This is a genomic window from uncultured Eudoraea sp. (assembly GCF_947490415.1).
GTDB lineage: Bacteria > Bacteroidota > Bacteroidia > Flavobacteriales > Flavobacteriaceae > Eudoraea.
Genome location: NZ_CANLGX010000002.1, coordinates 232,891 through 245,845, shown reverse-complemented (window position 1 = coordinate 245,845; position 12,955 = coordinate 232,891). Strand labels below are relative to the sequence as shown.

Sequence of the window (12,955 nt, the reverse complement as noted above, 5' to 3'; positions counted from 1 at the left end):
AGGACTAATTAAAAATTCAAGAGCTACTTCCTAAAAAGGAAGATGTACTAAACAGAATTACCGTACTCCTGAAATAACGGATTTATTTTTCATAAGCATCTTCATGAACATTGGCTACAGCACGTCCTGAAGGATCATTCATGTTTTTAAAAGCTTCATCCCATTCCAGTGCGATTTTAGTGCTACAGGCTACCGAAGGCTCCTGTGGTACAGACCATGCAGCCGCATCACTTGGGAAATGACCCTCAAATATAGACCTGTAATAAAATTCTTCCTTTGTGGTCGGAGTTTGAATGGGGTATCTGAATTTGGCATTAGCCAATTGTTCGTCAGAAACTTCCTTTTCTACAACTTCCTTCAAGGTATCTATCCAACTATACCCTACCCCATCTGAAAATTGTTCTTTTTGCCTCCAGGCCACACTTTCCGGCAATACAGATTCAAAGGCTTTACGCACCACCCATTTTTCCATTCGTTCCCCATTTATCATCTTGTCTTTTGGATTAATCCGCATAGCCACATCAATAAACTCTTTGTCCAGAAATGGAACTCTACCTTCAATTCCCCAGGCTGCTAAAGATTTATTGGCTCTTAAGCAATCATACATATGTAACTTGCTCAATTTCCTCACGGTCTCTTCGTGGAACTCCTTAGGACTGGGTGCCTTGTGAAAATATAGATAACCACCAAATAATTCATCAGCTCCTTCACCTGAAAGCACCATCTTAATACCCATGGACTTTATTACGCGAGCCATGAGATACATTGGTGTTGATGCCCTAATCGTCGTAATATCATAGGTTTCCAGGTTATAAATTACATCCTTAATAGCATCAAGGCCTTCCTGGATAGTAAACTTAATTTCATGATGGATAGTTCCTATATGGTCTGCGACTATTTGAGCGGCTGCAAGATCTGGTGATCCTTCTAATCCTACAGAAAATGAATGTAATTGCGGCCACCAGGCATCCTTGGTATCATCAGACTCTATTCGCTTCTGAGAATATTTTTTGGCTATAGCGGAGGTAACAGAAGAATCAAGACCTCCTGATAACAGAACACCATAGGGTACATCAGACATCAGTTGTCTGTGAACAGCAGCTTCCAGGGCATCTCTTATTTCGTCAATACTTGTTTGATTTTCTTTTACTGCTTCATAATCCATCCAATCCCTGTTATACCATCTTTTTAGTTCCCCGTCACTACTGTGCAAATAATGTCCCGGTGGAAAAAGTTCTATTTTGGTACACGTCCCTTCCAAAGCTTTAAGTTCAGAAGCAACGTAGAAGGTCCCATTTTTATCCCAGCCCATATATAATGGAATTATCCCCATATGGTCTCTGGCTACAAAATATTCATCCTTTTCAGAGTCATAAATGGCAAATCCAAAAATTCCATTCATATCATCTAAAAAGTCAGGCCCTTTTTTCTGATATAAGGCCAGAATTACTTCACAGTCAGATTGTGTGCTGAAGGTGTAAGATCCTTCAAATTGCTTTCTTAATTCTTTATGGTTGTATATTTCCCCATTGGCAGCTAAAATAAGTTTCTGATCTTCACTAAATAGGGGTTGTTTTCCTGATGCGGGATCCACAATTGCAAGACGTTCATGAGCCAATATAGCCTTCTCATTTGAATAAATCCCACTCCAATCCGGACCTCTGTGTCTTACTTTCTTAGACATTTCCAATAATTGAGGTCTCAGGGTTTCTGTACTTTCCTTTACATCAAACGCACATACTATTCCACACATTCTTTTTAATTTAATAAGTTATTAGGCAAAGATGCTTGATTCATTATTAAATTGAAACACAAACTACTATATTTATTACATATTGTTATTATATAATCAATAATTGATATAATTAGTAATCAAAAATTAAAAAATAGGAGTATTTAACAAACATTTTGTAAGCAGTTGAAATTTTAACGACTTTTTATAAGACCTTAAAAGGTTTACTAATTAGATTTGACATATATAAAAACAAGCACAATTATGAAAAAAGTATTGACACTAACAATCATGGCGTTAGCCATAGTTTTTACAAATGAAATTACAGCGCAGGAGTTTAGCGGGATGGATAAAAGCCCGGCAGATATTGCCACATATCCCTCCAGTTACAAAGTTTCCGATAAGTTGATAAAGGTTGTATACAGCAGGCCACAACTAAAAGGCAGATCACTTTCTGAACTTGCACCAGAAGGAAAAGTTTGGAGAACAGGGGCCAATGAAGCTGCCGAGATTACGCTTTATAAAGACATGATGTTCGGAGAAACTTCTGTAAAAGCAGGGACTTATTCTCTGTTCACTATACCAGAGGGCTCAGAATGGACCGTGATTTTAAATAGCAAATTAAATCAGTGGGGAGCTTATTCCTATGATGAGTCTGCTGATGTTGCACGTATTAAAGCTTCTTCAAGTACGGGAGATGAATCACTGGAAGCATTCTCAATTGCATTCAAAGAAGTTGATAGCGGAGTTCATATGATATTGGGATGGGGTACTACCAGAGTTGCAGTTCCTTTTAGTTTAAGTATGTATTAAAATTTTAATAGATTGAAAAGCCGAAGTACTATACTTCGGCTTTTTTTGTTTCATACTTAAGAAAAATTAATCTGTTTGGTTGCCAATCTGAAGTATCCCGTCTATTTATCCCTGCTCGGCCATAGTTTCAGGGATATCCTTTAAATGCACTTCCGCCAGCATCAACTATTTGAGTGGCATTAAACTTCGATTTCAAATCTTCTGAACTTCCTGACGCTACAATATTCCATCATGCACAGCAAAGGTGGTAGATCTAGAAAAAATATCATCAACTATATAGACATTTGCATTCAGCACCAATAGATCTGCTTTATCTTTTGGAACTTCACAAGCAGGGAACATAAGAGTTAATATGAATATAAGGTTCTGATGTAAACTTTTATATATTAAAGTTTGAGGAAAATATTTCCTTAAAGGCTTATTACCAGAAAGGAAAAGTAAATAGCAGGTTTTTAATTATTTTGCAAAACCTCAGATTCGACGAATCCCTACAAGCATAAAAGTACCGTCAGGGGTATTGCTTGTGCCTTCAAAAGAATCTTCATCCATGATAAGGGCAACTTCCACCATACTACCTTCTATATCCACAGAGAAAGTCAGTTTATTTTTATTAACTTTTACATTATCCCCAGGCAGCTTGCCCCCGGGCAACTCCAGCTCCACCGTGTATACCTTCTTTTTTTTGGAAATATGCATTACCCCGGAACTATATTCTAAAGGTACATCCTGAACTGAATAGTCCCAACTACCGGTCCATCGCTTCTTTTTAACAAGAATATCAGATCTCTCAACCCCATTAAAAGCATCGCACAATTCAAGCGAATATCCGTTAGAAAAAATCAGGAATAATAATATCAGGTTGAAATTTTTAAAAGTTATTTTCATTCGAAATGTTATTAAGTTTATGCCTAAATGTACAGTAATTTTTTAATGTAAAGATCAGTCTTTTTCCGAAATCACAAATGCTACGCGCCTATTCTTCTGCCTGCCTTCTTCCGTTTCATTACTGGCTATAGGTGCTATTCCACCATGCCCTTTCCAACTTATCCTATCCGCTGAGAGTCCCAGTTCCATTAAATATTCAGCAACAGCAGAACAACGTCTATCTGATAAATACTGGTTATAAGATGCAGTTCCAATATTATCTGTATGTCCGTCAACAGTTATCTGAAGCGACTTGTTTGCTTCCAGATAGTTGTATATCTTTTGAACATCTGTTTTGGCGGAATCCAATAGCTTAAATTCATCAAAATTGAATAGGACACTTTTAAAAATATGAATTTTATCGAGTTCGTAATTTTCGGTTATTGGATCTGTATCAGGAGTTGAATTTACAACAGGACTGTTAGACTGTGTCAGATTTAATGCAACCATATCCAGGTAATAATAAGCTCCCTGTTTGGCTCCTTTTTTTGTTTTAAATTTTCTCGTACCGGCATTATTCTTAAAATTGCCGATTATCATATAATTTTCTGTGCCTTTGGCCACGAATCTGGTGCTTACTACAACCCAATCTCTGGTGTCTCTATAAAAATTTGTATATCCAATCTCCATGAAATTATAGCTATTTCCCTCAATTTTGTACATATGCATTTTTGAGAGTTCCTTTTTTATATTCAAGGCTAGTTTATCCTTTGAAAACAACACCCCAAAATCCTTTACAGCGAAGTCCGAACGTTCGGCAAGACTAACATAGAAGGAGACTTGATAGGTTTTACCTATCTCCAGGGTTTGAGAAAGAGGTACCTGTATATATTCCCTGTAATCATTAGGCGCATAAAGATAAAGGCCTGCATAACCCTTGCCAAAATCTGAAGGTTGTGTCCCGTTAAAATTTTCAGGGGTCCCCATAATCGTACTACAACTATTAAAATAGTCGGTAGATCCTTTTGTCGGCGTACTCCAATGGGTGACATCGGTTTCAAAATTACCGAGACGTGCCGGGCATGCATCGTATTGCTCAAAACTTGGATTTTGAATCAGGTTTTGAGACAGGAGTATTGTATTACACCAAAAGAAGGTGAACAACAAGCTGTATGTATACTTTACAATCAAAATAATAAGGGGCTATTGCCTCAACCTAAAATAAGAATTAATCTTCAAGCATGAAGTTAATGCCGTTTAACAGTTTCTTTTACAGATGATTGAGCTAAATTTTAACTTTATTCTTTACAAAGTCATTTAAAAATCAAACTTGTAAGATACACCGGCTAATACCTGTAAACTCTGAACTCTAAAATTGGCCCAGCGCTGATATGCATTATTTGCAATATTATTTGCTTTCGCAAAAATGGAAAGTTGCTCGTTGAAATGGTATCCCACATGGGCATTTACATCAAAAAAACTATCTAAACTGATTATTGTGGAAGGGAAATCTGCAGGTGGAATATTTTCTACCACTTGCGCACTTAAATCCTGGCGCTCACCTACATAAAATAAATTAGCACCCAGGAACCATTTTTCTCCAATCTGGTAATCCAAAAGTAATGACCCCTTAACATCAGGAAGGTTCCATGCAGGATTATCGGTCTCCGTGTTGTAATCAAATAGTTCTACGTTTGCTCCAAGAGTGAAATCTCTGCTTATATCCACATTTAATTCGGCAAACAATCCAAGGGTTTTAATATCATCATAAAATACTTCGAATGAATTTCCGTAATAATATCCTTTCTCATCATCCCTAAAATCATTTTGAGGATTTAATTTATATAGGGGTTTTCTGTTTTCAGCTCTATAAAATGCTTTTACGTTATAGCTCAGACTAGAAATTAATTGACCTTTTATACCCAGGAATCCATCATACTGCCTGTCTGTGGGTAGTATAGTCAAAGTGGGTGACACAAACGGGTTTTCGCCAACAAAACTATAATAAGAATTTTGATCTAAGCCCCCTTCTACTCCTCCATAGGCAATTAACGTATCATCTAACAATCTGTATGAGGCCGATATTTCCGGATAAATATAAAAATTGCTGTCACTTTGTTCTGTATCCGTACCATATACTAGTGAGGCCCCCAAATTTAAGGTGTATTTATCTCCGGATAATACCAAATTTGGATTTGCACCAATTTGCATTTGCCCGTAATCTATACCCGTTGTATTGGTAGAGCTATTTATACTGGCATTTTTAAAACTCCCCCCTACATAATCAAAAGCAACTTTTAAGGTCAATAATTCTGACGAGACCGGAAACTGAAATTCGGGCTTCACTAAAAATCTATTCTCCCCGGAATCAACCGCATCCCAAAACCTTCGATACAATGCTTCACCCCCTGTAAAAACAGACTCCTCCATTTGTAACTGCGCACCAGCCTCAAGGCCAAAATAATTTTGACCTTCGTTAATTGTACTAATGGTGGCATCATCAAATATCCCTTCAGGAAGGCCATACCAATTGTATTTCTGATGTTGAAATCCAATATCGGCACGCCAATTCAAATCTCTTTCTTTTTGGTTATAAGAAGCATTCAATTTTGTATTGTAAAAATCGGTGTCAAGCAACACATCTTCCAGGTCCCCGCGTGAGGAATGATGGTTAAGTCCAAAATCTACTCTTTTGTTACCCCGGTCAATATCTCTGCTGGTATAAAAATCCGCAAGGGCATTACTAAAATTTCCAAGGCTGACAGAAGCATAGGAATTATACAGTTTTTCCGGTTTGGCTTTTTGCACAACAGATGCCTTCCCTTTGGTCGGAGTAAAGGTTGAAGCCACGGGTATTGAGAAAATACTGTACTCAATCTTCTTTTTTTGAAGTACAATAGAATCATTGAGATTTGGAATTGATTTTACCTTGAAAGCATCTGATACAGTTGGTGAATATGGCCTTACCACATTAACAGTTTCAGTTCCAATGTCTTTTTCGTCTTGTGCCGATAAAAGATGTACCAGACCTATTAAAGCGATTAATGTAATTTTTAGTTCCTTTTGCATATTGTGTTTTTGGACTATTTAATTTCCTTCGGGAACAATGGATGAATTTCGTTGTGCTTCTTTGGATTTTATAATAGCTAATTCCCCTTTTGCCTCAGTAACGATCTGCTCATAATCGCCAAAATTTGCAATTACGCTTTCGAGAATATATGTAGCCTGATATGCGTCATCCAGTTCATAATAATTCTTAGCCATTAGAATCAGCCCTTTACCCCCCCATTCCTTGTAGGCAGCATAATCTCTTGCTAATTTTTGCACTGAACTATTTGATGCCTCAAAGGCCCCCCCTTTTTGCTTAAAGTAGGCGTCATAATACCAAGCTTCTGCTGCCAATGCACCGCTAGCGATTTTCAAAACTTCTGCATAAGCCTTCTCTGCTCTTTCTTCATTACCAGTGGCTATAGCAGATCTTGCAATCATTATTTGTGCATCACTCTTAATTCTATCGTCAATATTATCTGTTTCCAAAACTTTTTCAGCGTAAGCTATGGTCTGGTCATAATTCTTTTGTTCATAAAAACCTTTCATTAGGTTAGATCGGGCAAATGTTCTGTTTTGTTGAATATCAGCAATTGATTCCAATCTTTGAAGGAATGGAAGTGCGGAGGTATAGTTTTTATTTCCAACATAAATCTCACAAACCCTGGTAAGGGATTGTTCTGAATATTCACTCGCGCCACTGTTGGCAACGAAGGTATAAGCAGGAAGTGCCCTGTCTTTATCCCCTTTCGCAAAATATAATTGGGCAAGTTTAAAGTTGGCATTAATAGTATGTAATCCATTTGGAAAATCCCTTATATAGCTTTCATATCCTTTAATTGCAGCTTCTTTCTTACCCTGAAGGTTCTGCTTCTCAGCAGATTCATAACTGGCATTATCTAATTCGGCATCGGATACCTCAACAAAATCTAATCCTTCAACCCACTTTGCGTACTCGCTAACCTGACCTGTATCTACATAAATAAGTTTAGCTGTTGCCACCGCCTGGATTGCCTCCTGGGAGTTTGGATAATCTCGAACAACCGTTTTAAACTTACTTAAAGCAAGATCATTTTTATTAGAATTATAAAATACGAGTCCCTGCCTGAGCAATGCCCGGGGGACCAAAGTACTACCGGGATAATCACTAATTAGCCGGTCATAGGTTTCCAACCCAATTGCCTCCTGGTTTTCTTTTATATATGAATTGCCCAATTCAAAAAGTGCATCATCCTTTAAACTGGATTTGGGATACTTTGAGATAAAAGCATTGAGTTCCTCAATTTTTGTAGCACTCCTATCAATAAAACCATAGCTAATAGCTTTTTGGAATGCCGCGTAGTCCTTCTCCGGACTACTTGACTGCAAAACTTTAGTATAAGATTCAATCGCAGGCCAGTATTTACTGGTGACGAAAAAACAATCGCCCAGGCGCACATTGGCATCATTTTTTTTATCAGTATCTGTTCCCTTATCAGCATAAGCCTGATAATAGGAAATTGCGTTGTTGTAATCTTTTAGTTTAAAATAGGTATACCCCAGGTTATAATTCAGATCCTTGGTTTCCTCTGTGCGCGATGCCGCCGGGTTATTTTTAAATTGAAGATAGTCTGAAAGTGCCTCCTCAAAAGCATTTAGCATATATTGAGATTCCGCCTTCCAATATCTGGCGCGTGCTTTGAACAGTTCATCAGGTGCGTTATTGAGTGATTTAGCAAACAACATATGTGCGGAGGCGTAATCTGTTTCAATGAACAATTCAACTCCACGATAGAAGGCTACCTTCTGATAGGTTGCTTTACTGGCGAAACTGCTGTTTTCCTCCAATAGGGCGAGTGCGCCTTCAAAATTTTTGGAGGTAATATAGGAGTCAACCAATAATTCCTGGATTTCCTTAGAATGAGAATCGTTGGGATAGGTTTCAAGATAGCCAGTTAAGACCTTTGGCACAGGTTCATAAGGATTACCTATTTCATAACTCAATCGAGTATAATTAAGATACGCATCCTTTTGTATCTCAGTATTAAATTCCATTTGTGAAGCATTCCTAAAAGCATTTAACGCTTCTTGCTTTTTACCGAGGTTTAAATAACACTCCGCCAAATGGTAATACGCATTTTGAGCAACTCCGTTGTTACCTTCGATTATTTTATTGAATTGGTTAATAGCATTGGCGTAGTCTTCCTGTTTATAGTAGCAATAACCTAATAAGTAGTGATCTGTATTGCTCCATTTACCACGTTTCCCTTTATAAGCTTCCAAATAGGGTATAGCATTTGAATACTGTTCTAAATTGAAATAGCTCTCTCCAATTATTTTATTTAGTTCAGATACTTCCTGTCTGTCAGATTTTGTCAACTGTGATTTGGCCAGCTCAATAGCCTCTTCAAATTTACCCAGCTTAAAATTCATATCGGCCTGATAATAGGAAAGCTTATCACTTAACACTTCCTGATCTGCTATCTGATCGAAACGTTCGTTAGCCCCCTCATAATCATCTTGTTGATAGGCAATATACCCAAGGTAATATTTGGCTTGAGAACCATAAGTGGCTGATGTGGTTACTTTGCTTAAATAACGTTCAGCTTCCTTCGGTTTTTTGGAACTGAATAAGGAATAACCCATATTAAAATTAAACCGCTCCTTTTCCAGAGCCGACATAGAATTTTGGTCTACCTTTCTATACCACGTAAGGGCATAAGGATATTTGCCGTTTTCGAAATAATAATCGGCTACATCCATAAAAGCGGAATTTCGTTTAGTAGAAGTTGGGTAGTTGGCTACAAAATTTTCCATCAACCTGTCCGCACCAAGCTGATTTAATCTTACTGCCGCATTGGCTACATAATAAGCACTATTAGCTTCCGTTTCAAAATCCTTGGTACTCGTCTGCACTTTTTCAAAAATGGTCTGAGCCGCCTGATATTGTTTACTATTGTACAGTGCCAGCGCATCCTGATACTGTTTTTGAGGATGGGTGTAAATTTTTGATTCCTGGGCGTAGCCAGAAATAATTATCCCAATGAAATATAGAAGTAGCGCGGTTTTTTTCTTTCGCATAATGTTCTCTAGCTGTTAAGAAGTACCGTAATTTCCCATAATAACGTCAAATATTGTTACTAAGTATGTTCAACAACTAAATAATAGATTTTTACTTCATGTGAGCCCGAATTAGGAAGGAACTTATTACTTTTATATCAACATTTAAATTATGAGTGAAAGCATACTGAATCTGAATGAAGTTGCCGTTTTCCAAAAAGATAGTATGGTGCTGAATGATATTACTCTGGAGGTAAAAAAAGGAGAGTTTGTATATCTGATAGGAAAGACGGGAAGCGGAAAAAGCAGCCTGATGAAAACCCTTTACGCAGATCTTCCACTTTTGGAGGGACATGGCCGAATTGTAGGATTCAACCTAAAAACCCTTGAAGAAAAGGATATCCCTTTTTTAAGGCGAAAACTGGGCATTGTCTTCCAGGATTTTAAATTGCTCCCCGACAGAAATATCAATAAGAATCTAATGTTTGTTCTTAAGGCAACCGGCTGGAAAGATCCGGTTAAAATGGATACAAAAATTGAAGAGGTATTGGATAAGGTGGGCATGAAGACCAAAGGTTTTAAATTTCCTCATGAGTTGTCCGGAGGGGAACAGCAGCGGATTGCCATAGCAAGGGCATTATTAAATGATCCGGAAATTATTCTGGCCGATGAGCCAACAGGTAACCTGGATCCACAAACAAGTGTTGAAGTCATGAAGGTCCTGCAGGAAATTAATAAAGCGGGAAGAACCATCCTAATGGCCACCCATGATTATGCCTTGCTTTTAAAATATCCCTCAAAAACCCTAAAATGCGAAGGCGCCAAAGTATTCGAGGTGGTCCAAAAAGCAGTTTAATAACCTTGGTGAGCCACCTTCAATCTTTCCGGAGCGGTCATTAACTAAACTACATAAGAAATAATTGGTGATTTCAAAATGCAATTATTCTAAAAAATTAATTATCTTTCAAAGCCTCCTTGTCTATTACATTATGATTTAAATTATCGAAAGCAAATTAGATTGAATTAAAACCAATTTTTTTATTAACCAAACCAACAAACCATGAAGATCTACAAGTCTTTAATTTTTAGTTTTATCCTATTGTTTTTCTTTTCGTGTAAAGAAGAAAAACCCACACCAGAAGTTGCAAAAAAAGTTGAAATCCGTGAATGGAAACCTGAGGATACCAGAAGTTTAACGGGTCTTACGGTTAAGCGGGGACTTAAAGAAAAAACAGAACTTGCCACTCCTGGTTATGTGATGTTCCAACCCACGGAAAGCACTATAACACATCTTATTAATCTGGATGGGGAAGTGATTCATACCTGGGAAGGGGAATTAGCGGTAGTTAACCAATATTTAAAAGAGAATGGCAATCTGGTCAGATTAGAAGTAGACACTGACTTTCCCACTTTTGCAGCGGGAGGACAAGCCGGCCGGATTCGCGAATACGACTGGGATGGCAATATCTTATGGGATTTTGAATGGGCAGATGAAGATGAGTTGATACACCATGATATTGAGTTATTACCAAACGGGAATATTCTGGCGATTTCCTACGAAGCCAAATCACAGAAAGATGTTCTGGAGGCTGGCAGAGATCCGAAACATGTGACTAAAGCCGGACTTTGGCCAGACAAGATTATAGAAATAAAACCATCAGGATCCACTGGTGGAGAAATTGTTTGGGAATGGCATATGTGGGATCATTTAATACAGGATATAGACAGTACCAAAAATAATTATGGGGTTCTTGCAGAAAATCCCAGAAAAATTAACTTTAATGTACACGGGGATATATATCCTCCAATGACTGAAGAACAGGTTCAACAAGGGATAAAAATGGGTATGATGACGGGAAATGCCACCGTAGATAACCAACATTCCGATTTTACTCATACCAATGCTATTGCCTATAATGCAGAATTAGATCAGATAGCCATCAGTGTTCCTGCTTACAATGAAATAATGATCATAGACCATGGCACAACCATTGAAGAAGCCAGAGGAAGTACTGGTGGCAGATGGGGCCATGGGGGAGATCTTTTGTATCGTTGGGGTAACCCTGCCAATTACGGAAGAGGATCAAAAGCAGATCGCAAACTCTTTTTTGAACACGATATAAAATGGATTCCAAAGGGATATCCCGGTGAAGGCCATCTAATGGTTTTTAACAATGATATTGAACACCCTGACAATAAGGTACCTTCTATGTGGGCCGTATTAATGACCAGCAAATCTCCGGAAGTTGTAACCCCGGTAGGGGTACTTGGCAATCATAGTGCAGTTTTTGAATTTATACCTCCAACTAATTCTGATGGGGATTATATTTTGGCTGAGAATGAAGCATTCGGACCAGAAGGGCCTCATTGGTCCTATACAGCGCCGGACAAATACTCTTTTTATTCAGCTTTTGTTTCAGGTGCCCATCGTATGAAAAATGGAAATACCCTAATCACATCTGGAGCTAGAGGACGTATTATGGAAGTTACCCCTAATGGACAAATTGTATGGGAATATTGGAATCCTTATAATGAGAATTACAGAATGCCTGACGGTACTGTGGCATCTCCTATAGGACCATTTAAATATATGCTATTCAGAGCAACACATTTCACAGAAGACTTTCCTGCCTTTGCAGGCAAAGACCTGACTCCCCTTGCAGAACAACCTGAACCTTTTGTCTTTGAAATGCCTCCACCACCTGTAACACAGGATAGTGTACACTAAATTATAAATCAATTATTAACTAACATAAAACTATACAAATGTCAATTAAAATCATAGGAGCCGGATTACCAAGGACCGGCACAAACACACTAAAGCAGAGCCTGGAACAATTAGGTCATAAACACGTTTACCATATGAAGGAATTGCTGGTAAACCCGGAAAAACTTCATTATTGGAAGACACTGGATGAAACTGGTGATACAGACTGGGATGCACTTTACGAAGGGTATGATGGCACAGTAGATTTTCCTGGTTATCCCTGGTACAAGGAACATATGAAAAGATACCCGGATGCAAAAGTTATCCTGACCGTTCGGGATTTTGAAGCATGGTATAAAAGCGTAGACAGTACAGTTTTCAGAGCCGGACCTCAAACACCCGGAGAAAAGATGAAAATGATGGGAAAATTACTTTTCAGTGCCCGGGCACGTAATGTTGTTAAATGCATTAAATGGTTCAAGAAAGTCTTTTTTGCTGAAAGACTTCAGGGAAAGTTTGGCGATAAAGAATTTGCGAAAAAATTCTGGGAAGATCACATAGCTGAAGTAAAAGCCAACGTACCTGCAGACAAACTATTGGTCTATGACGTGCGGGAAGGATGGGGACCACTTTGTAAGTTTTTAGGTGTAGAAGAACCAGCTGAACCTTTGCCACATTTAAATAAAAAGGAGAATTTTAAGGCAATGCTTCCCAAACTTATGAAAGGGGAAATGGTCTAAAGCCAGAAATGA

At 38.1% G+C, this 12,955-nt stretch carries 9 protein-coding genes; 4 read left to right on the top strand and 5 right to left on the bottom strand.

The window, feature by feature from the left end; translation table 11 throughout:
• Positions 1-82: 82 nt before the first annotated feature.
• Positions 83-1,753: an asparagine synthase B gene (gene asnB / locus Q0874_RS06045; protein ID WP_299160661.1), complete on the bottom strand. Its 1,671-nt coding sequence runs from the start codon at positions 1,751-1,753 to the stop codon at positions 83-85.
• Between the two features lie 243 nt (positions 1,754-1,996).
• Here asnB and Q0874_RS06040 point away from each other — a divergent pair, with 243 nt between their 5' ends.
• Positions 1,997-2,545 (top strand): DUF2911 domain-containing protein, encoded by a 549-nt coding sequence (locus Q0874_RS06040; protein WP_299160658.1) that lies wholly within the window; start codon positions 1,997-1,999, stop codon positions 2,543-2,545.
• Between the two features lie 471 nt (positions 2,546-3,016).
• Here the strand turns inward: Q0874_RS06040 and Q0874_RS06035 are convergent, their stop codons facing one another.
• From Q0874_RS06035 to Q0874_RS06020, 4 genes are all read right to left on the bottom strand, one after another.
• Complete coding sequence (locus Q0874_RS06035) at positions 3,017-3,430, bottom strand: hypothetical protein (protein ID WP_299160656.1); 414 nt, start codon at positions 3,428-3,430, stop codon at positions 3,017-3,019.
• A gap of 54 nt (positions 3,431-3,484) precedes the next feature.
• Positions 3,485-4,573: an OmpA family protein gene (locus tag Q0874_RS06030; RefSeq protein WP_299160653.1), complete on the bottom strand. Its 1,089-nt coding sequence runs from the start codon at positions 4,571-4,573 to the stop codon at positions 3,485-3,487.
• Between the two features lie 153 nt (positions 4,574-4,726).
• Positions 4,727-6,478: a TonB-dependent receptor gene (locus tag Q0874_RS06025; protein WP_299160651.1), complete on the bottom strand. Its 1,752-nt coding sequence runs from the start codon at positions 6,476-6,478 to the stop codon at positions 4,727-4,729.
• 18 nt (positions 6,479-6,496) lie between these two features.
• Entirely contained in the window at positions 6,497-9,517 is a 3,021-nt protein-coding gene (locus Q0874_RS06020) for a tetratricopeptide repeat protein (RefSeq protein WP_299160648.1), read from the bottom strand.
• Between the two features lie 151 nt (positions 9,518-9,668).
• Between Q0874_RS06020 and Q0874_RS06015 the strand changes: the two genes are divergently transcribed.
• From Q0874_RS06015 to Q0874_RS06005, 3 genes are all read left to right on the top strand, one after another.
• Positions 9,669-10,352: a cell division ATP-binding protein FtsE gene (locus Q0874_RS06015; RefSeq protein WP_299160646.1), complete on the top strand. Its 684-nt coding sequence runs from the start codon at positions 9,669-9,671 to the stop codon at positions 10,350-10,352.
• Between the two features lie 204 nt (positions 10,353-10,556).
• Positions 10,557-12,224 carry an aryl-sulfate sulfotransferase gene (locus Q0874_RS06010; RefSeq protein WP_299160645.1) on the top strand — a complete coding sequence of 556 codons (1,668 nt, stop codon included), beginning with the start codon at positions 10,557-10,559 and terminating at the stop codon, positions 12,222-12,224.
• 38 nt (positions 12,225-12,262) lie between these two features.
• The gene (locus Q0874_RS06005; protein WP_299160643.1) at positions 12,263-12,943 is read left to right on the top strand and encodes a sulfotransferase family protein; all 681 of its coding nucleotides are present in this window, start codon (positions 12,263-12,265) and stop codon (positions 12,941-12,943) included.
• Positions 12,944-12,955: the final 12 nt, after the last annotated feature.